Source organism: Streptomyces sp. NPDC091292 (assembly GCF_044757265.1).
Taxonomy (GTDB): Bacteria; Actinomycetota; Actinomycetes; order Streptomycetales; family Streptomycetaceae; genus Streptomyces.
In genome coordinates this window covers 244,176-268,302 of record NZ_JBIVUQ010000003.1, presented here as the reverse complement: position 1 = coordinate 268,302, position 24,127 = coordinate 244,176, and the positions used below count along the sequence as shown (strand labels likewise).

Annotated in this window: 22 protein-coding genes and 1 pseudogene; 4 read left to right on the top strand and 19 right to left on the bottom strand. The window is 71.3% G+C overall.

What is annotated here, in order from left to right:
* Window positions 1–55 precede the first annotated feature (55 nt).
* From ACIQNU_RS12555 to ACIQNU_RS12530, 6 genes are all read right to left on the bottom strand, one after another.
* On the bottom strand, window positions 56–1,378 hold the full coding sequence (locus ACIQNU_RS12555) for a hypothetical protein (RefSeq protein ID WP_401364928.1): 1,323 nt from the start codon (window positions 1,376–1,378) through the stop codon (window positions 56–58).
* A 14-nt stretch (window positions 1,379–1,392) separates the two neighbouring features.
* Window positions 1,393–4,839 carry a PQQ-binding-like beta-propeller repeat protein gene (locus tag ACIQNU_RS12550; RefSeq protein ID WP_401364925.1) on the bottom strand — a complete coding sequence of 1,149 codons (3,447 nt, stop codon included), beginning with the start codon at window positions 4,837–4,839 and terminating at the stop codon, window positions 1,393–1,395.
* 75 nt (window positions 4,840–4,914) lie between these two features.
* Window positions 4,915–6,324, bottom strand: coding sequence for an AI-2E family transporter (locus ACIQNU_RS12545; RefSeq protein WP_401364922.1), 1,410 nt, complete (start codon window positions 6,322–6,324; stop codon window positions 4,915–4,917).
* A gap of 145 nt (window positions 6,325–6,469) precedes the next feature.
* Window positions 6,470–7,168: a transglycosylase SLT domain-containing protein gene (locus tag ACIQNU_RS12540; RefSeq protein WP_401364919.1), complete on the bottom strand. Its 699-nt coding sequence runs from the start codon at window positions 7,166–7,168 to the stop codon at window positions 6,470–6,472.
* A gap of 445 nt (window positions 7,169–7,613) precedes the next feature.
* Window positions 7,614–8,936: a PhoH family protein gene (locus ACIQNU_RS12535; RefSeq protein WP_401364916.1), complete on the bottom strand. Its 1,323-nt coding sequence runs from the start codon at window positions 8,934–8,936 to the stop codon at window positions 7,614–7,616.
* Window positions 8,937–9,284: 348 nt separating this feature from the next.
* Window positions 9,285–10,046 carry an isoprenyl transferase gene (locus tag ACIQNU_RS12530; protein ID WP_401364913.1) on the bottom strand — a complete coding sequence of 254 codons (762 nt, stop codon included), beginning with the start codon at window positions 10,044–10,046 and terminating at the stop codon, window positions 9,285–9,287.
* Window positions 10,047–10,174: 128 nt separating this feature from the next.
* Here ACIQNU_RS12530 and mgrA point away from each other — a divergent pair, with 128 nt between their 5' ends.
* Together mgrA and ACIQNU_RS12520 are read left to right on the top strand one after the other, a co-directional pair.
* On the top strand, window positions 10,175–11,212 hold the full coding sequence (gene mgrA / locus ACIQNU_RS12525) for an L-glyceraldehyde 3-phosphate reductase (RefSeq protein ID WP_401364911.1): 1,038 nt from the start codon (window positions 10,175–10,177) through the stop codon (window positions 11,210–11,212).
* 546 nt (window positions 11,213–11,758) lie between these two features.
* Window positions 11,759–12,097, top strand: a complete 339-nt coding sequence (locus ACIQNU_RS12520; RefSeq protein WP_401364909.1) for a DUF192 domain-containing protein — start codon at window positions 11,759–11,761, stop codon at window positions 12,095–12,097.
* Window positions 12,098–12,379: 282 nt separating this feature from the next.
* On the opposite strand, the gene ACIQNU_RS12515 is transcribed toward ACIQNU_RS12520, so the two are convergent.
* The gene (locus ACIQNU_RS12515; protein ID WP_401365615.1) at window positions 12,380–12,739 is read right to left on the bottom strand and encodes a winged helix-turn-helix transcriptional regulator; all 360 of its coding nucleotides are present in this window, start codon (window positions 12,737–12,739) and stop codon (window positions 12,380–12,382) included.
* 168 nt (window positions 12,740–12,907) lie between these two features.
* On the opposite strand from ACIQNU_RS12515, the gene ACIQNU_RS12510 reads away from it, so the two are divergent.
* On the top strand, window positions 12,908–14,089 hold the full coding sequence (locus tag ACIQNU_RS12510) for a winged helix DNA-binding domain-containing protein (protein ID WP_401364906.1): 1,182 nt from the start codon (window positions 12,908–12,910) through the stop codon (window positions 14,087–14,089).
* A gap of 21 nt (window positions 14,090–14,110) precedes the next feature.
* Here ACIQNU_RS12510 and ACIQNU_RS12505 read toward each other — a convergent pair whose 3' ends face one another.
* Window positions 14,111–14,890, bottom strand: coding sequence for a class I SAM-dependent methyltransferase (locus ACIQNU_RS12505; protein ID WP_401364903.1), 780 nt, complete (start codon window positions 14,888–14,890; stop codon window positions 14,111–14,113).
* Between the two features lie 83 nt (window positions 14,891–14,973).
* Here ACIQNU_RS12505 and ACIQNU_RS12500 point away from each other — a divergent pair, with 83 nt between their 5' ends.
* Window positions 14,974–15,477: a DinB family protein gene (locus ACIQNU_RS12500; RefSeq protein WP_401364900.1), complete on the top strand. Its 504-nt coding sequence runs from the start codon at window positions 14,974–14,976 to the stop codon at window positions 15,475–15,477.
* Between the two features lie 16 nt (window positions 15,478–15,493).
* Here the strand turns inward: ACIQNU_RS12500 and ACIQNU_RS12495 are convergent, their stop codons facing one another.
* The 11 genes and pseudogenes from ACIQNU_RS12495 to ACIQNU_RS12445 form a co-directional block, all read right to left on the bottom strand.
* On the bottom strand, window positions 15,494–16,186 hold the full coding sequence (locus ACIQNU_RS12495; RefSeq protein ID WP_401364897.1) for an OmpA family protein: 693 nt from the start codon (window positions 16,184–16,186) through the stop codon (window positions 15,494–15,496).
* Window positions 16,176–16,778, bottom strand: a complete 603-nt coding sequence (locus ACIQNU_RS12490; RefSeq protein ID WP_401364895.1) for a hypothetical protein — start codon at window positions 16,776–16,778, stop codon at window positions 16,176–16,178. Before ACIQNU_RS12490 ends, ACIQNU_RS12495 begins: the two co-directional genes overlap by 11 nt.
* Before the next feature lie 15 nt (window positions 16,779–16,793).
* Entirely contained in the window at window positions 16,794–17,390 is a 597-nt protein-coding gene (locus tag ACIQNU_RS12485) for a pilus assembly protein TadG-related protein (RefSeq protein WP_401365613.1), read from the bottom strand.
* 11 nt (window positions 17,391–17,401) lie between these two features.
* Complete coding sequence (locus ACIQNU_RS12480; protein WP_401364892.1) at window positions 17,402–17,605, bottom strand: hypothetical protein; 204 nt, start codon at window positions 17,603–17,605, stop codon at window positions 17,402–17,404.
* A gap of 141 nt (window positions 17,606–17,746) precedes the next feature.
* Entirely contained in the window at window positions 17,747–18,562 is an 816-nt protein-coding gene (locus ACIQNU_RS12475) for a response regulator transcription factor (RefSeq protein WP_401364889.1), read from the bottom strand.
* The gene (locus ACIQNU_RS12470; RefSeq protein WP_401364886.1) at window positions 18,552–19,895 is read right to left on the bottom strand and encodes a sensor histidine kinase; all 1,344 of its coding nucleotides are present in this window, start codon (window positions 19,893–19,895) and stop codon (window positions 18,552–18,554) included. The genes ACIQNU_RS12475 and ACIQNU_RS12470 overlap by 11 nt, the downstream gene beginning before the upstream one ends.
* Window positions 19,896–19,900: 5 nt before the next feature.
* A complete protein-coding gene (locus tag ACIQNU_RS12465) occupies window positions 19,901–20,803 on the bottom strand; it encodes a DUF5936 domain-containing protein (RefSeq protein ID WP_401364884.1) in 903 nt (300 codons plus the stop codon).
* A gap of 2 nt (window positions 20,804–20,805) precedes the next feature.
* Window positions 20,806–21,747: a type II secretion system F family protein gene (locus ACIQNU_RS12460; RefSeq protein ID WP_401364881.1), complete on the bottom strand. Its 942-nt coding sequence runs from the start codon at window positions 21,745–21,747 to the stop codon at window positions 20,806–20,808.
* 79 nt (window positions 21,748–21,826) lie between these two features.
* Entirely contained in the window at window positions 21,827–23,170 is a 1,344-nt protein-coding gene (locus tag ACIQNU_RS12455) for a CpaF family protein (RefSeq protein WP_401364878.1), read from the bottom strand.
* A gap of 5 nt (window positions 23,171–23,175) precedes the next feature.
* Window positions 23,176–23,385, bottom strand: coding sequence for a hypothetical protein (locus tag ACIQNU_RS12450; protein ID WP_401365653.1), 210 nt, complete (start codon window positions 23,383–23,385; stop codon window positions 23,176–23,178).
* Between the two features lie 12 nt (window positions 23,386–23,397).
* Window positions 23,398–23,964, bottom strand: a pseudogene (locus ACIQNU_RS12445) (TadE family protein); the annotation flags it as partial.
* Window positions 23,965–24,127 lie beyond the last annotated feature (163 nt).

Here is a 24,127-nt window from a genome sequence, read left to right as displayed (position 1 = left end):
CGTGAAGGGCCCGTACGGACATTCCCGTCCGTACGGGCCCTTCCGCCGTTCGCCTTTATCCGGCGAAGAGCTGTCCCGCCGCGAGGACCGAGGCGAGCGTGCCGCCGACGGCGACCGCCGCCGCTGCCGCGAGCGGAATCCGCCCGACCCAGACCCGCAGCACCGGCGACCTGGAGACCCGGCCGAGCAGGGCATCCCGGCCGCGCAGTACCACCAGGCCGACGCCGGTCAGCGTCACCGCCATCCCGGCGCCGAACGCGGCCACCATCGCGAGCGCGAGGGCGACCCGGCCGGTCAGCAGGCCGGTGAGCAGCACGAGGAACGCGGACGGCGACGGCAGCAGACCGCCCGACGCCCCGAGTACGAGGAGCCCGCGCCAGGTCAGCAACGAGGCGCCGTCGGGGATGACATGGGTGTGACCGTGCCCGTCGCCGCCGTGCGCATGACTGTGCCCGTGACCGTGCCCGTGACCGTGCCCGTCGTCGTGCGCGTGATCGTGTCCGTGTCCGTGGCTGTGCCCGTGACCGTCGTCCCGCCGCCGCAGATGTCGCCGCAGCAGGCTCAGACCCACCCCGGTCACCACCAGCGCCGCTACGAGTTGCAGCCAGCCGGTGACGGCCGCGAGGTCCGGGGCGCCGGTCGTCGCCAGCCACCAGCCCACGGCCAGGGCCGCCACGGACAGTGTGTGCATCACGGCCACGATGACCCCGAGCCACACCGCGTCGCGCGGTCGACCCCGGCCACCCACCAGATACCCGGCGGCCAGCGACTTGCCGTGGCCCGGCGCGAGGGCGTGCAGCGCGCCGACCGCCGCCGCGACGAGCAGCGCGAACGGAATTGCCGCGTCCCGGTCCAGAAGAGCCGTCAGGTCAGAGGTCCAGGCCCAGCCGCCTCCGTTGCCCGCGGCCGTCGCCGGTTTCGGACCCGCGAGGAGCGACAGCTCCCGTGTCGGCTCCTCGGCCGTGTGCAGCCCGCCGCCGCCCGATTCCGTCACGGACAAGGTGCGGTAGGCGGGGTGGAGATCCGTGAGGACGGTGACCGTCAGCTCGATACGGTCCACCTTGCGCGGGCAGACGAAGCGCAGCCGAAGCCCTGACGCCTGCTCCACCGGGCACGCGTGCCCGTCCTGGCGTACGGCGACATGGGACCGGAGGTAGCCCTCCCGGTCCCCGTCCGCCTGTTTCCGGAGCGCGGCGACGTCGTCGAGCCGGGCCGACCAGCTCGTGTCGACGGCCGTACCGTGCGCCTCGACCCGGATCACGGGCGGTACGCCGAAGGGGTGCGCCCACGCCGTCCCCGCGCCGCCGGCGAGCAGCGCGGGGACGACGACGAGGACGAGGACGAACAGGCGCGGCACCCGTATTCGGAGTGATCGCATGGTGCTGCTTCCCCTCAGCTTCTTCGGGAGGTCTGCGAGGTCCGGGTGCTCCGGGCGGCCAGCACGTGGACCGTCCCGTCGTCCGTGAGCGCGACGACCCGGTCCCCGCTGACGGCGAGCGCCGACGCGACACCGGCGCCGAGGTCGTACGAGGCGAACTCCCTGCCCGACGCGCGGTCCAGGACGAGCAGCCGCCCGTCCCAGGTACCCACGTAGACCAGGGACCGGGTCACCAGCGGATGCATCGTGGGTGAGCCGTCACCGGCCGAGCAGCCCATGGCGACCCGCCACTTGTCGTCCAGCGGACTTTCGCCGGGCAGATAGCCGACCTTGGTCTGCCACACCGGTTTCGACGGGTCGGCCGCGCGCGTGTCATAGGCGCGGACGACACCGTCCCGGCCCGCGACATAGGCGTCCGTGCCCCATACGGCCGGGCTGGTGAGCGGGGCGCGGCCCGGCTCGCAGACGCTGCCGCCGCCGAGCTTGGCCTCCCAGAGCACGGCGCCGGTCTCCGGGTCGTGGCCCCGGGTGCCGGACGCGGTGTGCGTGACGAGTTGGGCGGGCCCGGTGGCGGGGTCGGTGAGGGCGGGCGACGAGTGGCTGTCGATGTCGCCCGCCGTGTCCTTCACCCACAGCTGCCGACAGGTCGCGAGGTCCATGGCGATGACGGTGTTGCTGGACGAGGAGTGCAGATAGGCGGTGTCGGAGCCGGGCTCCCGTACGACCGTGCTGTGGTTCTGGCCCCAGGAGGCCGCCGCGCCGAACCCGCCCGGCTGGAGCTGTCCGGTGCGCGCGTCGCGGCAGCGGACGGTGTCCCAGTCCTGGTAGACGGCGACGGTACGGTCCCGGCCGGTGAGCGGGAAGACGCTGACGGGTCCGCCCGCGCGGCCGTAGCGGCGTACGGTGTCGCCGGTCCGTGTCTCCCGGTCGATCGCCTCCCACGTGACCTTGCCGGTGCGGGCGTCGAGTGCGTAGACCCGGCCGACGCCGGTCGTCAGGTAGACGGTGGAGCCGTGCAGCGTGGGCGCCGACTCGGCGTCGCCGTCGAGGTAGGTGCGCCACAGCTCGCGGCCGGACTTGAGGTCGTAGGCGAGCATCATGCTGTACGGCGAGTCGAAGGCGCGCGAGGCGACGATCAGGCGTCCGCCGGCGATGACGGAGCCGTTGAGGTTGAACTGCTCGCCGGTGTGCCGGGCCCAGTCGAGGGAGAGCCGCGCACCGGGTTCGTCGCCGCTCGCGGACCGCCCGCTCTCACCACCGCCCTGCCGCAGCCAGTCCTGCCCGGCCGCGACCGGAGCCAGTTCCTTCTCGCGTACGACGTCGAAGGTGGAGCGGTGCCGGGGGAACTCCTTGCCCCGGGTGTCCCGCGCGACGGCCTCGGCGGTGTACGTCCCGGGGCGCAGCCCGCGCAGCTCCCCACTGGCCCGGGTCCAGGCGCCACGGACCGCAGGGCAGGGCTCGGGCGTGCCGCCGGGCGGCGTGTAGCAGTTCTGTACGCCGGGCCGTGCGGCGTTCTCGCCGAAGCGGAGGGTGCGGCGGGCGACGGTGTGGCCGCGCCGGTCCTTCACGGTCAGCACCGCCTTGGCGGGCGTACGGCCGTCGTCCTCCGCGTACACCTCGACGGGGATCGCCGACCGGTCGCCGTACACACTCCCCCGGGCCGGGCTGACCAGCGCGGCGTCGTCGTCGATGTCGAACTGCCGGTGGACTCCGGTGACATGGCCGGTGTCCTCGTTGCGGCGGGTGCGCGGGTCGTCGGTGATGCCGGTGAAGTCGAGGACCTTGTAGTCGGGGCGGGCGCCGTCGATGCCGTAGGTGCCCTGGTTGTTGATCTCGACGGACCGCTGGAAGGCGCCGCGCCGGAACTCGGCCTGCTGGTTGTGTCCGGCGGCGACCATCCGGACGTCGTACTTGGCGAGTTCGTCGATGGTGGGCTGCATGCCCGCGCCGGGGCCCCACTGGGTGAACAGGGACCGGTGGGCGAAGACGAGGACCTGCTTGCCGACGGCGTGCCGCGCCAGGTCGCGCTTCAGCCACTCCAGCTGCGGGGCGAGGCCACTCGCGTCGTAGTTGTCCTCCAGGACGACGACATGACGGCCGTTGCGGTCGAAGCTGTACCACTCGGGGCCGAGGTTGCGGCGGTAGTACTCCAGGCTTCCGGCGTACCCCTTCGACGTGGCGGTGCCGCCGAAGTCGTGGTTGCCGACCACGGGGTAGAAGGGGTGGCCGAGGCGTCCCTCGCGCAGGCCGCGCGCGAACAGGTCGTAGCCGCCCTGCCGGCGGGGCTCGTCGGCGTAGTCCGTGACGGTGAGGTCGCCGGTGGCGATCTGCATCGTGGCGCCGTCGACCTCGGACATCGCCCGCACCTGCCCGGTCCACTGCGGCAGCGCGCTGCGGGCCTCCGCGTCGGTGCGGTTGCCGATCTCGGGGTCGGAGTTCATGACCCAGGTCTCGGTCGGGTTCGCGGCGTTCCGGTCGGGCACGAGCGCGAAGTCGACGCCGGTGCCGCCGGTCTCGGGGACCTGGTGGAAGAACTGGGGGACGTAGTCGTCGCGCAGGGCGGGCGTGTAGCCGTCGGGCGAGACGACGCTGACGACGTCGGTCTCGCGGCGGGCCGGGTCGACGGCCAGGGTGTACGAGCCGTCGGCGCGGGTGGTGGCCCAGACGGCGCCGTCGGTGACGTCGACGCCGGGCATCGGGCGCTCGCCCCGGTCGCGGCGGCCGTTGCCGTTGGCGTCGCGGAAGACGGTGCCCTCGACGGTGACGGTGGCGGGGGCGGCGTCCGGTTGCGCGGTCGCGGCGAACGCCGCCTCGGGGGCGAGGCAGGACAGGGCGACGGCCCCGGCGACCCCGTACCGGAGGCGGCGCCGGGACAGCACCGGCACCCGGCGTCCGCCCTGAACCCCGGCGATCGTGCCGTGTATCCGCCGTACCCGTCCGATCAGCCACGGCAGCCGCCACGCGGCGAGCAGCAGCGCGACGCCCGCCGCCGTGGTGAGCGCGGCGGTGAGCCAGGGGAAGCCCGGCAGCGCGTGGGCGCCGGCGGCGTCGACCAGGGGGCGCGCGGCGGAGGCGTTGACGGTGGTGCCGTCGAACTCGACCACGACCTTGGCCAGATGGCCCCGGTCGAGCAGCGGGGCGAGGTCGAGCGCGTCGACGTGGCAGCTCCACGCCAGCTCGATCACGGTGCCGCCGGGCACCCCGCCGTCGTCGCCGGGCACCCCGGACCCGGTGGCCGGGCAGTCGGTCGCCAGCAGTCCCGACGCCCAGGCACCGGCCCGTTCGGGCGGGACCACGTCACGGTGGACGATGAGCCGGGCGCTGGTCACGCGGTCGCCGGTGGCGACGACGAGTTCGGCGTGCTCGCGGGAGACATGGGCGGCTGCGGGCTGGGCTCCGATGCCCAGCACGAGGAACAGCAGCCCGAGACAGAGCCCGGCCGCTGCGCTTATGCGTTTCATATGGGCGGACGTTAGCCATCAACTGCGCCTTTTCGGCCACCCCGGAACGATCTTCATGGGCCGGTGGGCAAATGTTCAGTCCCGGTCAATCTGCCCCGGATCGGACGGCGGGGGCGGCGTCTTGGGTGGCGCCTTCGGTGGCGGTGTGCCCGGCACGTCGAGGACCGGCGCGACACCCGTCGCCGTCGCCCCGTGCGGCTGCGGTGAGCGCCGCAGCACCTCCTCGCGGGAGTACGCCCGCAGATAGCCGACGACCGTGTTGACCACGGCGACCAGCGGTACGGCGACGACGGCGCCGCCGATCCCGGCGACCAGTCCGCCCGCGGCGACCGACAGGACGACGGCGAGCGGATGCACCCGTACCGCGCGGCCCAGGATGAAGGGCTGGAGGATGTGGCCCTCGATCTGCTGCACGGCGAGCACCACCGCGAGCGTCATCACGGCCGTGAACGGGCCCTGCGTGACCAGCGCGACGACGACCGCGAGCGCCCCGGACACCACCGCGCCGACCAGCGGGATGAACGCGAACAGGAAGATGAACACGGCGAGCGGCACCGCCATCGGCACGCCGAGGAAGTAGATCCCGAGGCCGATGAAGATGGCGTCGATCAGGGCGACTATCACCGTGCCCCGCACATACGCGGTCAGCGTCCGCCAGGCGCGCGGCCCGGCCCCCGCGATACCGGGCCGCGCCGCGGTCGGGACGAGCTTGAGCACCCATTCCCAGATCCGCCGGCCGTCGTAGAGGAGGAACAGCGTCGAGAACATCGCGAGGAGTATCCCGGTCAGGGCCTCCACGATGACGGTGACGCCCTCCAGGCCCGCGGACGTTATCGAGTCGGTGTTGGCGCCGATCGCGTCCCGCAGGTTCTTGGCGATGTCGTTGATCTGGTCCTCGGTCACATGGAACGGGCTGTTGAGGAGCCACTTGCGCAACTCGTCGATGCCGTCCTGGACCTGGTCGGACAGGTTGTCGATGTTCTCCATGACCTGCCACACCACGAACCAGCCGACCAGTCCCATGACGACGAAGCCGAGGATCGCGGTGAGGACGGTCGCGAGCCCGCGCGGCACACCGAGCCCCTTGAGGCGGGCGACGGTCGGCTGCAACAGGGCGGTGACGAGGAGCGCGGCGACGAACGCGAACACGACGAGCTGTACGGAGCTGATGACCCGCATCAGCACCCAGAGCACGACGGCGAGGACGAGGAGGCGCCAGCCGGCCTCGGCGGCGACCCGCAGCCCCCAGGGCACGGCGGCGACCGGGTCGGTGCGGGGGGCTATGGCCGGTGCGTAGGCCGGGGGCGGCGGTACGTGGTCCGGCACCGTCGGGTCGGTGTCCTCGCCGGGGCCCGGCATGTCGTCCTCGGCGGCGGCCCGTTGCTCGGCGCGCGTCCGGCGGGCGTCCCACTCCTCGCCGAGTTCCTTGCCGAAGCGGGAGAGCCCCGACCCGAGCCGGTCGAGCCACCCTGGTACGCGCGCCATGATCTGTCCGTTTCCCCCGCTTTTCCCGCTCACCACTCCCCCGGAACGTAGAGAACCGTACAGGGCCGAAGCCCCTCACCGTAGGACGGCGAGGGGCTTCGGAAGGTTGAGCGGTACGCGACGAGCGCGTACGCGGTGCCCGGGGCTAATACCAGTTGTTGGCCTGCCAGAAGGACCAGGCGCCGCACGGGCTGCCGTAGCGGCCGTCCATGTAGCTGAGGCCCCACTTGATCTGGGTGGCCGGGTTGGTCTGCCAGTCGGAGCCGGCCGAGGACATCTTCGACGCGGGCAGGGCCTGGAAGAGGCCGTACGCGCCCGAAGAGGGGTTCACCGCGCGGTAGTTCCACGTCGACTCGTGGTTCACGATGTTGCTGAAGCACTGGAACTGGTCCGCGGGGACCATCGAGCGGGCCATCGCCTGGATCTGCGCGATCGAGTACGAACTCTGCGGGGCGAAGCTGGACGCGTCGCGGGTGGCGGAACGGCTGGCGACCTTCTCGGCCTCCGCGCGCTCCTTGGCCTCCTTCTCGGCCTTCTCCGCTGCCTTCTGCTTGGCGACAGCGTCCTCGGCGGCCTTCTTACGGGCCGTCTCCTCCGCGGACTTCTTCGCAGCGGTGTCGGCCGCGATGGCCTGGGCGTCGGCCTGCTGGGTCAGCGAGGCGGTCTGCACCTGGGCCTGCTGGCCCGCGGGAATGTTGGCGAGGAGGGTCGCTTCGCCGGCCGTCGCCTCGAAGTCGTTCGAGGGCTGCTGGGGGTTGCCCGAGGCAACACCCACGACGGCGCCGACAGTGGTGACCGCGGTGGCCGAGGCCACTGCGAATCCCCGGACCGAAATCCGGCTCACACGGTTGTCCTTCCAGCATCGCCCGCTTAGGTGACCCTCGCGGACGCAATCGTGCCCCTGGCACTGGCCTCCGTACTACGGGGTCACGGGAGGCACGGGCCCGGTGGGCAACTCCCTTGACGGGAGCGCCGCATGGTGCTCGGGCGGCATACGACGACGCTATGGAGTTCTGTGGTGCCGTATCGCTGGGGATACAGGTGTGTCGTATGCGGGGGCCTGACAGGACCCAGACTCTGCCGCAGCCCGACGCCGCAAGGCAATTCCGCGTTGAGTGTGAAAGCTCACACCTCGTTCGTCACAGAAGTTTCGGGGAAGTTCCCGCACATGGAGGCGCCGCCCGGCTAAGCTCTCAGGCTCTTCCGGGCGGCGCCAACATAAGTGCCATCACCACGAGATGACGGATCGGGACCGATCACCAGGTCATGGCCGGACCCCTACTTCTCGGTCAGATGTGCCCGTCCTCCAGCATTTCGGTCACCAGGGCCGCGATCTGCGAGCGCTCCGAACGGGTGAGCGTGACATGGGCGAAGAGCGGATGCCCCTTCAGCTTCTCGACCACGGCGACCACACCGTCGTACCGCCCGACCCGGAGATTGTCCCGCTGGGCGACGTCATGGGTCAGCACCACCCGCGAATTCGCCCCGATCCTGGACAGAACGGTCAACAGGACGTTCCGCTCCAGGGATTGGGCCTCGTCGACGATCACGAACGCGTCGTGCAGCGAGCGGCCCCGGATATGGGTGAGCGGCAGCACTTCCAGCATGCCGCGCGCGGTGACCTCTTCGATGACCTCGCGGCTGGTGACCGCCGACAGCGTGTCGAAGACGGCCTGCGCCCAGGGGCTCATCTTCTCGGCCTCGGAGCCCGGCAGATACCCCAGCTCCTGCCCGCCCACCGCGTACAGCGGCCGGAAGACCATCACCTTCTGGTGCTGCCTGCGCTCCAGGACGGCTTCGAGACCCGCGCAGAGCGCGAGCGCCGACTTGCCGGTGCCGGCCCGGCCGCCCATCGACAGGATGCCGATGTCCGGGTCGAGCAGCAGATCGAGCGCGATGCGCTGCTCGGCGCTGCGGCCCTTGATGCCGAACGCCTCCCGGTCCCCGCGTACCAGCCGGACCTGCCCGTCGGCCGTCACCCGCCCGAGCGCCTTGCCGCGCTCCGACTGGATCGTCAGCCCCGTGTGCACCGGCATCTCCGCCGCCTCCGGGACATACAGGGTCTCCTGGTCGAAGAGGAGGTCCACCTGCTCACCCGAGAGGGTCAGTTCGGACATTCCGGTCCAGCCGGAGTCCGTGATGGCGAGTTCCGCGCGGTACTCCTCCGCGAGGAGACCGACCGACGACGCCTTGATGCGCAGCGGCAGGTCCTTCGACACGACGGTGACGTCGTACCCCTCGGCCTGGAGGTTGCGGGCGACGGCGAGAATCCGGGAGTCGTTGTCCCCCAGCCGGTAGCCCGCCGGGAGGACGCCCGGGTCGGAGTGGTTCAGCTCGACGCGCAGTGTGCCGCCCAGGTCGCCCAGCGAGATGGGGGCGTCGAGTCGGCCGTACCGGACGCGGTAGTCGTCGAGCAGGCGCAGGGCCTGCCGGGCGAAATACCCTAGCTCCGGATGGTGCCGCTTGGCCTCCAGCTCCGTGACGACGACGATCGGGAGCACCACTTCGTGCTCGTCGAAACGTGTCATCGCGTTGGGGTCGGCCAGCAGGACGCTGGTGTCGAGGACATAGGTGCGCCGGTCTGGCAGACGGCGCTTCGTGCTGGTCACCACGGAAGGACGTACCCCCTCGGATGAGGTCGGGGAGCGACGGCGGCGCGGGGCACCCCAAAGGGAAGGAACGAACCGGGTTCGGGCCGCGAGACACGGGCCGAACTCCGGCCCTCTGCCTCGTCCGCACGGTACGTACGGTGCACCTGGTGCAAAGAGCCTCCCGGGCGGACGGCCGATGCCGTCCGCTGAGATCCGACATCCCTTTCCGGTACTGCTCGGGATGTCGACCTGGGTGGCTTATTCCCTTCAATACGCCTGGCCATGCCATGGCATATGACGGCGCGTGGGTGAACGTCGGGTGACTCGCGTCACCAGTGACCCCCCGGGACCGCCCGTCCGGGGACCCGGTCAGCCCCCGTAGCGCCGGTGGCGCGCCGCGTAGTCACGCAGGGCGCGCAGGAAGTCGACCTTGCGGAAGGCCGGCCAGAAGACCTCGCAGAAGTAGTACTCGGAGTGGGCCGACTGCCACAGCATGAACCCGGAGAGCCGCTGCTCACCGCTGGTGCGGATGACGAGGTCCGGGTCGGGCTGGCCGCGCGTGTACAGGTGCTCCGAGATGACGTCGATGTCGACCAGCTCGGCCAGCTCCTCGAAGCTGGTGCCCCGCTGGGCGTGGTCGAGGAGCAGGGAGCGCACGGCGTGGGCGATCTCCTGGCGTCCGCCGTAGCCGACGGCGACATTGACGAGTATGCCGCTGTTGCCGTGGGTGGCCTGTTCCGCCTCCTTGAGGACGGTCTGGGTGCGGCCTGGCAGCAGGTCGAGGGTGCCCACGTGGTGGACGCGCCAGCGGCCGTCGGCCGCGAGACCGGTGACGGCGTCCTCGATGATGCCGAGCAGCGGGCCGACCTCGTCCTCGGGCCGGTCGAAGTTGTCCGTGGAGAGCATCCAGAGGGTGACGACCTCGACCTCGGTCTCGGCGCACCAGCCGAGGAACTCGGAGATCTTGTCGGCGCCCGCGCGGTGGCCCTGCGCGGTGGTGCCTCCGGAGGCCTTGGCCCAGCGCCGGTTGCCGTCCAGGATGACGCCGATGTGCTTGGGGACCTGGTCGTGGTCGAGGCGGCCTTCCACGCGGCGGGCGTAGAGCCGGTACACCAGGTCGCGCAAGTTCACTCTTGTCAGCCCCTCTGGCAATCGGGTCCCCGGGGGCCTGGCTTCGGCTTCCCCGAGGGCGACACCCTACCGCTGTGAGGGGTGGGTGCCGCTGTGGGGTGCGGGCCCGCTGAAGTAGTTTCGGACTCATGAACGACACGTCTCTGTACCAGGCGGCAACGGCGCGCTACGACTCCATGGAGTACCGGCGCTCGGGCCGCAGCGGGCTGCGGCTGCCCGCGGTCTCCCTCGGCCTGTGGCACAACTTCGGCGACGACCGGTCCCTGGAGTCGCAGCGCGCGATCCTTCGGCGCGCCTTCGATCTCGGCGTCACCCATTTCGACCTGGCGAACAACTACGGTCCGCCGCCCGGCTCCGCCGAGCTGAACTTCGGCAAGCTCTTCGCACAGGACTTCGCGCCGTACCGCGACGAGCTGATCCTGTCGACCAAGGCCGGCTATCTGATGCACCCGGGCCCGTACGGGGAGTGGGGCTCCCGCAAGTACCTGCTGTCGTCGCTCGACGCATCCCTGAAGCGGATGGGCGTGGACTACGTCGACATCTTCTACTCGCACCGCTTCGACCCCGACACGCCGCTTGAGGAGACCATGGGCGCGCTGGCGTCGGCGGTCCAGCAGGGCAAGGCGCTGTACGTCGGCGTGTCGTCGTACACGAGTGAGCAGACGGCCGAGGCGGTACGGATTCTCACCTCGATGGGCGTACGTCCGCTGATCCATCAGCCGTCGTACTCGATGATCAACCGCTGGACCGAGGACGACCGGCTGCTCGACACCCTCGAAGACGCCGGGATGGGCTGCATCTCCTTCGCGCCGCTCGCCCAGGGGCTGCTGACGGACAAGTACCTGGCGGGGATTCCGGAGGGTTCCCGGGCCGCGCAGGGCAAGTCCCTCGACCCGAATCTGCTGAGCGAGGACGTGGTGGGCCGGTTGCGCGGTCTGAACGCGATCGCGACCCGCCGGGGCCAGTCCCTGGCCCAGCTCGCCCTCACGTGGGTGCTGCGGGACGAGCGGATGACGTCGGCCCTGATCGGCGCGTCGAGCGTGGCGCAACTGGAGGCGAACGTGGCGGCGCTCGCGGGCCCGAAGCTGACGGACGAGGAACTGGCGGAGATCGACACGTTCGCGGTGTCTACGCCGGGGACGAATATTTGGGCGGGTCGCCGCTAGTGCCTCCGGCGGTGGACCGGTGGGTCGGGCGCCGTCGGGTGGGGGCCGCTGCTCCGTTCTGAAGGGCTCCGCCCTTCAGTCTTCCCGGGGGGCGGGGGCGAGGTGGGCTTGGCACCGCCGGTCAGGTGTGGGGTGGCTGAGCGCCGTTGCGGCGGATTCGAAGGGCCGGCCCTTCGAGCAACCCGGGACGGGCCCTTCGAATAACCCGGGACGGCGGGCACTTCCAGGAACCCGGGAACCTTCCCCGCGGGCCTGGGCAGAAAAACGGGCCGGTCCGTGGGGGGGGAGACGGACCGGCCCGAGGGGGGGTTTCCACCATAACCCTTCGTAAGTGATGCTGCGCGCATCACCGCCGGACAACTACTCTCCGCTACCGTCCGGCAACGCCACAGGGCGCGCGACAGACGGGTTCCGGCCGGTGAAACCGCCGGTGCGCGGGGGTGAAGCGCCGGCGTGTCGTACGCGCGTGCCGTACTCCTCCCGGGTGAGGCGAGGGGGGACGTCCGCTTGACGGGGGACTCGCTCGGGCGGGCTAGCCTCCCCTGTGTGGCGACGAGCTTTGTGGTGCCGGGGCGCGCGGCGGCGGTCCCGCTGGAGATCGCGGGGACGGGTGCGGCGCGCCGCCGGGGGCTGCTGGGGCGTACGGGCATCGACGGGGCACTTCTGCTGACCAGGACGCGGTCGGTGCACACCCTGGGGATGCGGTTCGCGATCGATGTGGCCCATCTGGACCGCGACTTGGGAGTGCTCTCCGTACGGACCATGCGCCCGGGGCGGATCGGTCTCCCGCGACTGCGGGCGCGGTACGTCCTGGAGGCCGAGGCGGGGGCCATGAGGGGCTGGGGGCTGACCCCGGGAACCCGTCTGAAGATGGCCGAAAACTGATCTGGCACCGGCCCTGCACGGCCCTGGCTCTGTTCCGGCACCGCGCAGCCCCCTCCACTGCGCGGTACCGCCCGCGCAGCTTTGCTGACGCGAATAACCTTGGTCTGAACTTACGTGGAGCCGCGCCCTGATGCGAGCCAGGCTCGATAACGATACGGAAAACGCCCTCCGGGGCGGGTGGTGCGGTTGGTGCGCGCGGGGCGGTTCGGCGGCGGCCCGGTGAGTGAGATTTCCGGCCATCGGGCACCCCGTTCAGGCCGGTCCAGGCCGGTCAAGGCCCGTTCAGGCCGGGGTGTGGTGCGGGTGCTTGCGGGCGACGACCTCGTCCATGTGCCGCTCCCCCCACAGCCCGAGCGGAATCAGCGCCGTGTTGAGCTGCTCGCCGAGATCGGTCAGCGAGTACTCCACCTTCGGCGGGACCTCCCGGTACACCTCGCGGTGCACGATCCCGTCGGCCTCCAGCTCCCGCAACTGCTGGATCAGCATCTTCTCGCTGACCCCGCTCACGGCGCGGCGCAGCTCCCCGAACCGGAGCGTTTCGCCCGCGTACAGCGCCCACAGGATCATCGGCTTCCACTTCCCGCCGACGACATCGACGGCGGCGTCGAGACCACAGCTGTACGGACCCTTGCCCTTGGCCATCCCCAACCCCTCCAACTCCTCGCCCACGCACCACGCTTACCGGATCGACAGTACTGCCGAAGCTGCTTCCGGTCACCGGCCACGTACCGCCGGGCAGTACCTGCCAGTGTCTGTCAGTGTCGGCAATGCGGACAGAACTCGGCCTAATCGGTGCCTAGCCTCGCGTTCATGACACCGACGATCACATGGGCGCGGGCCGGGGCCCGGCGCGCCGCACGCCAGTTCCTGCGGATCCGCGCCACCGAGGACACGACGGTTGCCGAGGTGGCGGGCGCGATGCTCGGCGTGCACGCGCAGGTGATGTCCGCGGCGGAGATCTCCCTCGGCGTCCGCATGGACGGCGTGACCCGGCAGAACGTCCGCGACGCGCTGTGGACGGACGGCACCCTCGTGAAGACCTTCGGCCCGCGCGGCACCCTGCATCTGTTGCCCGCCGCCGAACTCCCCTTCTGGTCGGCCGCGTTGCCCGCGATCCCGCCGAAGGGTTCGTTCGCGTCCGGGGTGCGGATGTCGCCCGAGCAGAGCGAGCAGGTCGTCGCGGCGATCGGCGACGCGCTCGACGGGGCCCGGCTCACCGCCGACGAACTGGGCGACGAGGTGGTGGCGCGTACCGGGGCGTGGGCCGGTGACCTGGTGATGCCCGCGTTCCAGGGGATGTGGCCGCGCTGGCGGCAGGTCATGCACCTCGCCGGCCAGCGCGGCGCCCTCTGCTTCGCACCCGACCGGGGCCGCAAGGCCACGTACACCCGCCCGCCGCACCACGACCCGCTGCCCCGGGACGAGGCGGTCGCCGCGTACGTACGCCGCTATCTGTACGCCTACGGGCCCGCCACCGCCCACGACTTCGCCCGGTGGGCGGCGGCGCCGCAGGGGTGGACCGGAAAGCTGTTCGCGTCGCTGGCCGTCGCCGGCGCGATCGAACCGGTCCCCTTCGAGCCGGTGCCGGGCGGCGGGACGGCGTGGGTGGCGGCCGGTGACACGGACTTCCCGGAGGAGGAGGCGGCGGGCGCGGTGGGTGGGGTGCCTGGGGTGCGGCTGCTGCCGTACTTCGACGCGTACGGCATCGCCTGCCACCCCCGCGCGCGGCTCTTCCCCGGCCGGGCCTCCGTACGGGCCCTCGCGGGCGGGCAGGCCGGGAACTTTCCGCTGCTCCTGGTCGACGGGGAGGTCGCGGGGGTCTGGCACCAGCGGCGCAGGGGCCGCAGGGCGACGGTCACGGTGGAGCCCCTGGACCGGCTGACGGCGGCCCAGGAACGGGAGCTGGCGGCGGAGGTCGCGCGGGTGGGGGAAGTGATGGAGGCGGTACCGGAGTTGGTGGTGGGCGAGGTGACGGTGGGGGCACACGCGTAACCCGTGACAGGCGCCCCTACGTCACTCCGGCTTGTGGGCCTCGATCAGGAAGCGGCTGCTGTGGGCCACGAACGGGCCCTCGGCCACGATCCGTTCATGCAGCTCACGCAGCCGCACCCGGTACCGCTCGACCGTGAAGTCAGGCACCATCCAAATGACCTTGCGCAGGAAGTGGACGACCGCGCCGATGTCGAGGAACTCGATCCGCAGCCGCTCGGCGCGCAGATCGGTGATCCGGAGACCGGCCGCCTCGGCGTCGCGGCGGGCCCGCCCGGGGTCGCGTGCGGTACGGGTGGCCTCGGGCTGCGGGCCGAGGAAGTACTCGACGACCTCGAAGACGCTCGCCGGTCCGACCTCCTGCGAGAGATAGCCGCCGCCGGGTCGCAGGACCCGGGCGATCTCCGGCCAGTGCGCCCTGACCGGGTGGCGGCTCACGACGAGGTCGAACGCGCCGTCCGCGAAGGGCAGCGGTGCGTCCTCGGGCGAGGCGACGACGACCACGCCGCGCGGGGCGAGCAGGGCGGTGGCGCGGGCGACGTTCGGCGGCCAGGCCTCCGTGGCGGCGGTCAGGGGCGGCAGCGCGGGCGCGGAGGCGAGGACTTCGCCGCCGCCGGTCTGGATGTCGAGGGCGGCCGTCGCACGGGCGAGGCGCCCGGCCATCAGCCCGGCGTACCCCCAGGACGGGCGCTCCTCGGTGGCCCGGCCGTCGAACCAGGAGAAGTCCCACCCCTCGACGGGCGCGGCGGCGGCTTCGGCGACGAGGTCGTCGAAGGTACGGGGCGCGGGGGGCGTACGGGTCATGCTCCGATGGTCCCAGGGGCGCCGTGACCTGGCGAACCGTTTATCGCCGGGTGGATGTCAGAGGCCGCTGTTACGTTCCGGGCATGACGAAACAGACGCAACGGGTGCCCTACACCGGCGGCGAGAAGGAAAGCCTGCAGGTGAGCCTGGACCGCCATCGGGACGCGGTGCTGTGGAAGCTCGAAGGGCTGGACGACGAACAGTTGCGGCGGACGGTCCTGCCGTCCGGGCTGACGCTGATCGGCTTGGTGAAGCATCTGGCGACGGTCGAGTACGGGTGGTTCTGCGAGACGTTCGGGCGGGCACACGAGCCGCTCTGGTTCGACGCGGAGACCGAGGACATGGCGCTCGGCCCGGACGAGACACCGGAACAGATCCTCGCGTTCTACGGCCGGGCCCGCGCCGCCGCCGACGCCGCCATCGAGGAGACGGGGCTGGACGCGCTGGGGACGGCGTGGCACGGGGCGACGGTGTCGATGCGGTGGGTGCTGCTGCACATGGTGGAGGAGACGGCACGGCACGCGGGGCATGCCGATGTCATGCGGGAGCTGATCGACGGCGCGACGGGGGACCATCGGCCGGGGTGACGACGGCGGACTGTGGTCAGGGGGTGCTGGATCCGGCGGCGGTGTCGCCTCCGCTCTCGCTCGCCGGCTGTTCGCCGCGGGGGAAGGAGACCTCCACCCGGCGGTTCTTCCTGCGGCCCTGTTCGGAGGTGTTGTCGGCGATGGGGTAGTCCTCGCTGTATCCGCGGACCTCGTAGGTGATCTCGGGGCCGAGGTCGGCGGCCAGCGCGTCGTGGACGGCGTCGGCCCGCTTCTTCGACAGCACCTTGCCGTGCTCGTAGGAGCCGAGGTCGTCCGTGAAGCCGAACACGCGGATGTTCGTGGCCCGCTGGCTCTTGATCTCGTCGGCGATGGCGCGGATACGGGATCGGGCGTCCGGGTTGAGTGTGCTGCTGTCCTTGGGGAACAGGACCTCGGCCTGGAGCGCGAACTTCACGTCCTGGTTGGTGTCCTCGCGGCGTTCCTCACCGCCGAGGTCCTCCACGACGGACTTGATGTCGAGCACCTTGACATCCGCCAGAGTCGCCCCGTCCGCCAACCGCAGCCCCGGACTGTTGGCATCCACCTCGGGCGGAACGGCACTGGTGACGCTGCCCGGGGGTGCGCCGGGGGTGGGGTCGTCGGCTTGGGCGGATCCGACACCGATGCCGCCCACGGTCAGGGTCGTGAGGAGGACCACGGCGGCGAGTCCGGCAGTTGTGGGGCGCGGGGACATCTGGTTACTGGCCATCTGAGATCTCCAGAGAGGCCGGCGGCATGGCACCGACCTGAAAGTCCACCTTCGTCGTGCTCTTCGGCGGGGCGGGGAACTGCGCGTACCAGTCGGCCGACTGCCCTCCGTCGACACCCCCTCCCTCGAACTTCGTGCAGAGGCATCGACCCTGAGTGTCCCTGAGTACGAGGTACTTCTTCTTGCCCGCGCTGTCCACGACGGAAGCTCCGGCCATGGAGGCGCCGTTCGGGCTCAGTTCGCGCTCGTCGCCCCGCCAGTTCGCAGCCACCCAGAACTTGCCGCTCCCGTTGGTCACTTTGCCGGAGAGGGTCAGGAAGCCGCCGGGGTCGCGAACCGCAGAAGTGACGGTGAGGGTGATGCCGTTCTCCCCCCGCACCTCCGCCACGATCTGATCGGTGCCGGCCGAAGGGGACGGGCTGTCCTTCTCTCCGTCGCCGCCCTTGGCCGGCTCTGACGAGGACGAGCCGCCGCTGTCCTTCGGATCGTCGCCACCTCCACCGCCACAGCCGGCCATGGTGAGGACCAGCCCGGTCGTGAGAGCCGCGGCCGTCACCGCCCTGTGGCCCTTCCTGCTGTGCCGGAAGTTCATCGGTGGGGCTTCCTTTCACTCGGCCAGATATACGGAGAACAGGACGGACGCCTCGGGCAGATCGTCCGGCCGGAAGTCCCCGGGATCGATGTCGATGGTTTCGCCGTCACAGTCCAGCACGACGGGCTTCTTCGGGTCGGCTTCGAGGTCGAAGTCGCAACGTGGCTTGATGACGGCCTGGGCATGAGCCTTGGCTCGCATCGACTCCGTGCCAGGGATGATGGAATCTCCGACCGTGTAGTTGGTCTTGATCTCCACCCGGTAGCCGGGATAGCCGTTCACGACGACGCGTTGCGCGGCGCCTTGGACCGCCGAGTCGTTCTGTGCCGCCAGGCGTCGGGCGGCGGCATCGGCACCGTTCCCCGGGAAGAGGTCGCCATCCAGCCAGTCGAGCCAGTCGGCGTCCGCGTTCCCTATCGCCGTCTCCAGACCGAGCACCAGTTCCTCACGAGCGTCCTGCGCCGCGGCCAGGGCTGCCGCGTCCGCCGCTGACTGGGCGCCACTGCGGGCCGAGGCCGCCTGGGCGAAGGCGAAGAAGGCGAACGCGACGAAGAGCAGAATCCCCGACAACCAAATGTAGATCGGAAGGGTTTGCCCTCGATCGCATCGCAGACGACTCCGAGTCAGCCTCCGATGACGGACGTGACGGCCGTACGGATCGCGCCCGAGATCATTCCGTCGAGACCGATCTGGTCGATCAGCGTAAAGATCCCCGCAATGATGATCAACAACCCCGCATACTCCACGAACCCCGCGCCCGCGTCCCGGTTCCGTCCCCGGGTTCGTGTGGTTACCCTGCCCGCCCACCGGCTCAGCCGTGTCGTCATCGCGCGTCCTTTCCCTCCGGCCGGTCAGACTGCCGACCACGGCAACGTAAGCGATGAAGTAAGTCTCCCTCGTGGGTCCAGGGGCCCAACCCTCCCCCCGTGGGGGAAGTTGGCCGGTTTGTGGCGGGTCGTTGTGGCGGGTCATCGTGGGTTCGCCTCCCCCACTGCCGCGTGTGCCGTGCCCAGCCACCGCGCTATCGCCTCGCTGCGGCTCACGCACTGCACCTTCGCGAAGATCCGGTTGATGTGGTTCTTGACCGTCTTCTCGCTGATGAAGCAGGCCGCGGCGATCTGCCGGTTGTTCATGCCGGACGCGATGAGATCCATGACCTCCACCTCCCGAGAACTCAGGCCGTACGCACGCCGGTCCCACCGTGGCGAGTGGTTTGAGCGGTCCGCCGACCTGTCCCCTTCGCCAGCCCTCTCCAACTGTCCCACAACCCGTTGCATTTGCGAAGCTATCGACGTCACCACCGGCGAAGTCCCGCCAACCATAAGGGGATCCCCGACACTCGACCCCCGCGCCACCCTCCGCTCCAGCAACGCATCCCGCGCCGTCGGCGTGAACGTACCCCTGCCGTCCCTCATCCACCGCACCGCCGCCACCAGTTCCCCGGCCGTGAACTCCCCGTGCACCAGATACCCCCGCGCCCCCAGCCGCACCGCCTCCCGGACCGTCCCCGCGTCCCCGCTGTACGTCAGCATCAGCACCGGTACCCGACCCGCCAGCGCCGACAGTGCCGCCAGGCCGTCCGTGCCGGGCATCCGGACGTCCAGGAGGAGGACGTCGGGACGGCACCGCCGTACCGCCGCCACCGCACCCGCGCCGTCGGCCGCCTCGGCGACCACCCGGATGCCCGCCCGGCCGTCGAGCAGCGCGGTGAGCCCGGCCCTTACGACCGGGTTGTCGTCCGCGACCACGACCCGCAGCGCCCCTTCGGCCTCCTCATCCGGCATGGGATCTCGACCCCCTCGGCGCCGTCAGGGTCAACGTGACCGCCGTGCCCGGCACACGCCCCTCGCCCGGACCGCCAAAGCCACCGTCGCCGCCACCGCCGTACGTCAGCACCCCGCCCAGCGCGGCGGCCCGTTCCGCCATGCCGATCAGGCCGTAGTGGCCGTCGGCGCGCAGGGCGGCGAGGGTGGAGTCGGGTGGCAAGCCGGGGCCGTCGTCCGTGACGGTCAGGGTCAGGTCGTCGGCGCCCGTGCCGGCGAGGGAGATCTCCACCCGGGTCGCCGCCGCGTGCCGCCGTGTGTTCTCCAGCGCCTCGTCCACGATCGTCAGCACCTCACGCGCCGCCCACCCGGGCAGCAATGCCCGGTCGGCGCCGGTCCGCACGACCCGGGTCCGTATCCCCGTACGGGTCGTGAAGTCCTCGGCGCGCAGACCTAGTTCCGACAACAGGTCGACCGCGTCTTCGCTCCCCGCCTCCGTGTGGCGGCGCAGGCCGTCGAGCAGGTCGCGGGACTCGGCGGCGGCGTGCCGGGCCGAGCGGGCGACCAGGTCGGCGCGGTGGCGCAGCGCCGCCGGGTCCTCGCGGTCCGCCGACGCGGCCAGGGCGTCGGCCGACAGCGCCAGGCCGTAGAGGGTCTTGGCGACCGAGTCGTGCATCTCGCGGGCCAGGCGGGCGCGTTCGGACTCGACGGCGTCGCGTACGGCGAGCCGGGCGTTGGCCTCGGCGAGCGCCTGGCCCGCCGCGCCGAAGCGGAAGATCAGGTTGCGCAGGGTGACGCCGATGATGCCGGCGCCGATGCAGAACCCGGCCAGGAGCAGGGCGCTGGGTCCGGCGCCCGGCCGGTGCTCCCAGGCCCGGTAGACCGACAGGAGGACGGCGATCTGGATGCCCGTGAAGACTCCGGCGCCGCGCCAGCCGTAGAGGAGGCCGGAGAGGAGGGGGGTGCAGACGGCCGCGTAGCCGAGGGGGGACGCCGGGGACGCGGCGAGCAGGAGGACCGAGCCGAGGAGCAGGTCGGCGCCGAGGAGGGTGGGGTGGGCGAGGACGCGCGGGCCGAAGCGCTCCCAGTCGCGGAGCATCGCGTACGAGCCCATGAAGCTGAACACGGCGGCGGCGAGCACGAAGTAGCGCGGGGCGCCGTCGGCGGCGCCGGTCGTCGCGAAGGGGGTGCCGAGGGCGATCATCGCGAGGCGGACGCCGCACACCTGGCGGCACAGGGCCTGGAGGGCGCTGAGCTGGATACGGAGGCTGGGCGCGGGCGCGTCGTCCTCTATGGCGGACGGCCAGGGGCCGGGCCGGGTCGCCAGCGCCGAGGTCGCGGAACGTCGCCTCACCTCCCTCACCTCCCCAGAATCGAGCCGAAGTCGGTGCCCGAGCCCAGGAACATGCCCGTGGCGATGAGGATCATCGTGGCGGGGAGCATGAAGACGAGGGTGACCATGGTCGCCTTGGGGATGGTCTTGGCGGCGCGGCGGCGGGCGTTCTGCGCGTCGGTGCGGCGCATGTCGGTGGCGATCTGGATGAGGGTGTCCGCGATCGGGGAGCCGAGTTCCTCGCCCTGCTGGAGGGCGGAGACGAACTGGGAGACCTGCTCGGACTCGTTGCGCCGGCGCAGTTCGTCGAAGGCCTGGCGGCGGCTGACGCCCATGTCCATCTGGCGCAGGGTGATACGGAGTTCGTCCGCCCAGGGACCCTCGTACCGCTCGGCGACCCGGTCCAGGGCCTGGCGGAAGCCGAGTCCCGCCGAGACGACGACGGCGAGGACGTCGAGGAAGTCGGGCAGGACGCGGTCGATGACGGCGCGGCGTTCGCGGACGGCCTGCCAGATGAGGGCGTCTGCGGCGAACAGGCCGAAGGCGAGGGTGAAGGCGGCGAACAGGGTCTGGCCGTTGCTGAGGAAGACCAGGCCGAGGACGGTGCCGAAGATGCCGTAGACGGCGCGGCGGGCCGCGTACCGGTCGAGGGTGAGGCCGCCCGGGTTGCCCGCCATGTCGATGCGGCGGCGTTTGGCGTCGACCCGCCGTCGGCCCATCATCCGCAGCACGGTGGGCGCGAGGCGCATGCCGAGGCGGTCGACGGCGGAGTCGGCCTTGGAGACGCGGGACGCGCCGACTTCGAGGGCCAGGGCGAGGTCGCCGGGGAGTTTGGCCTCCGCGCGGTACATGCGGATGCCGAGGCAGACGCCGAGTACGGCGGCGCCCGTGACGAAGGCGAGCAGCAGGCCGGCCAGTGTGGTGTTCACGGTCACACCTCGATCTTGCCGAGGCGGCGGATGACGACGAATCCGACGCCGTAGAGGCCGAGGGAGATCAGGACGAGGGCCTGGCCGACCGGGGAGCCGGTGACGCGGGCGAGCGCTCCTTCGTTCGAGGAGTTGACGAGGAGGAGCGAGCCGAGGCCGAGGAGCGGGACGGTGAAGGCGGTGGCGTTGACCTCGGAGAGCATGGTGCGGATCTCGCGGCGGGTCTCCTTGCGGTCCTCCAGGGTCTGGGTGAGGTTCCGCAGCGAGCTGACGACGGTGCCGCCCGCCTTGTTGGCGAGGACGAGGGTGGTGACGAGGACGACCAGCTCGCGGGACGGGAGGCGGGCGGCGAGTTCGCCGAGGGCGTCGTCCACCGAGCGGCCCATCGTCAACTGGTCCGCGACCATGGACAGTTCCTCACCTGCCGGGGCCTCCAGCTCCTCCGCCGCCATGGCGAGCGAGGTGCGCAGGGCGAGTCCGGCGGCGGTCGCGTTGGCCAGGAGCCGTGCCACGTCGGGGAGTTGGTTGATGAACGCCTCGATGCGTTTCTGGCGCTGCCAGTTGAGGAAGAAGACCGCGCTCCATACGCCGACAAGCCCGGCGATCGGGCCGAAGAAGGGGGCGAGTACGGAGGCCGCGATCAGCCAGAGGGCGACGACGACGGCTGTGACGTAGGTGAAGAACTCCCCCGCCGTCAGGTCGAGTCCGGTCGCCGAGAGGCGCAGTTGGATGGCGCGGCCGAGGCGGGTGCGGCGCAGTCTGCGGTCGACGGCGGCGAAGCGGCGTGCGCGGCCGGTGGCGCCGCGGAGGGGTCCGGTGCCGGAGAGCCGGTCGACGAGGGCCTGGCGCTGGGCGCGGCCGGAGGCGTAGCTGTGCACGCCGGCGACGGCGAGGGTGCCGCACAGGACGGTGGCGCCGAGGGCGAGGAGGGTGGGGTCAGTCATGCCGGGCTCCTGGCCGGGGTGGCTTTCTGGACGCGCTGAGGCGTACGGGGGCTACGCGGGTCACGGGGGTCACGGGGGCTCATCCGATGGCCTGCCGGGTCGGGAGGAGGTCGAGGCTTTCGACCACGCCGAACGCGGGCGGGATCGGTTCGCCCGCGCCGTACAGCTTCTCAGCGACCGGGCGGGGCAGCGGGAGGTGTTCGAAGTGACCGTGGACGATGCGGTCGGCGGCGACCGGGCGGGGGACGAAGCGGGAGACGGTGGCGATACGGAACTGTTCGCGGCCGTGCGAGACGAGCAGGGCGACCTCGGCGATCTTGCGGGAGCCGTCGATGTGCCGGGTGAGCTGGACGACGACGTCCACGGCCGAGTTGATCTGGTCCTTCAGCGCCTCGAAGGGGATCTGCACCTCGGACATCGAGCCGAGGGTCTGGAGGCGCATCAGCGCGTCTTCGGCGGTGTTGGCGTGGACGGTGGCGAGCGAGCCGTCATGGCCGGTGGACATGGCCTGGAGCATGTCGAGGGTCTCGCCGCCGCGGACCTCGCCGACGATGATGCGGTCGGGGCGCATCCGGAGGCTGTTGCGGACGAGGTCGCGGATGGTGACGCGGCCCTTGCCCTCGACGTTCGGGGGCCGGGACTCCAGGCGGATGACGTGTTCCTGCTGGAGCTGGAGTTCGGCGGAGTCCTCGATGGTGATGATGCGTTCGCGGGGCGGGATCAGGCCGGAGAGCGCGTTGAGCAGGGTGGTTTTCCCGGAGCCGGTTCCGCCGCTGACGATGACGTTGAAACGGGCGCGGACGAACGCCGAGAGCAGCATCAGCATCTGCTCGTCCAGGGTGCCGAGGCCGATGAGTTCGGGGAGGGTGTACGCGCGGGGGAAGCGGCGGATGGTGAGGGTGGGGCCGGTGAGGGAGAGCGGCGGGATGATGACGTTGACGCGCTCGCCGGTGGGGAGGCGGGCGTCGACCATCGGGTTGGACTCGTCCACGCGGCGGTTGACGGTGGAGACGATGCGTTCGATGGTCTGCATCAGCTGCTCGTTCGACGCGAAGCGCAGGGGCAGTTGCTCCACGCGGCCGGCCCGCTCCACGAAGATGGACTCCGGGCCGTTGACCATGATCTCGGTGATGGACGCGTCGGCGAGCAGCGGTTCGAGTACGCCGAGGCCCAGGGCCTCGTCCACGACGCGGCGGATGAGCTGGGTGCGCTCGGCGGTCGACAGGACCGGGCCTTCGCGGCTGATGAGGTGGCCGAGTACGCGTTCGAGGCGTACGCGGCGTTCGGCGGCTGCCAGGGACGACATCTCGGCGAGGTCGATCTCTTCGAGGAGTTTCGCGCGGTAGACGGCGACGAGGTGGCCGTCCTCGCGGCCGGGTCCGCCGCCGTCGTCGGGGGCGTTGATACGGGACCTCAGGCTCATGGTCCTCACTCCCTCCGGTCGTTGGGCATGGTCACGCTGCGCTCGACTTCCCAGCCGGAGCCGACGAACGGGAGCAGGAGGGGGACGCGGACGGTGACCGTGGCGGTGGTGGTGTCGCCGGTGCCGGGGCCGCCGCCGGGGTCGACCCGGGCGCTCAGCCGGCCGTCCATCGCGGCCAGCCCGGCCGCGGCGCCGTCCTCCCCCTGCGACTGCACCCGAGCGGCGGCCCGCGCCCCGGACCCGGCCTGACTGACGGCATACCCGACGAGGCCGAGCTGGATGGTGGCGAGCCCGATGAAGAGAAGAATGGGAAGAAACCCAACAAATTCGAGAATACTGACGCCTCGGTCACCCGAGGGCCGCAGACGCTGCGCGGGGCTTGACCGGGACCCGGTACCGGACGATCGTGCCGCACCGGGCCGCTGCGCGGGGCTTGAGCCGGGCTCGACACCGGGCCGCTGCGCTCGGCCCGACCCGACAACCGGCCGCTGCACGGAGCTTGAGCCAGCCTCGGCAGCGGGCCGCTGCGCTCGGCCTGATCCGGTACCAACACCCAACCGCTGCACGGAGCTTGAGTCGAGCCTGACACCCGGCCACTGCACTCGTCCAGACCCAACACCCGACCGCTGCGCGGAGCTTGAGCCGTGCTCGGCACCGCCGGATCGCTCGACGATGGCTGAGCGCCGCTGCGGCGGATTGAAGGTGCCGGGCACCTTCACACCGAACGCCGCACCACCGGACCGCTCAACAGTCACTGCGCGCCCCGGCGACGGAAGGAAAGCTCCAGGCACCATCACCGCCAGCACCCCACCGCCCCATCGCTCAACCGTGGCTGCGCCCCACTGCGGCGGATCGAAGGAACCGGGCACCTTCACACCGAACGCCGCACCACCGGACCGCTCAACAGTCACTGCGCGCCCCGGCGACGGAAGGAAAGCTCCAGGCACCATCACCGCC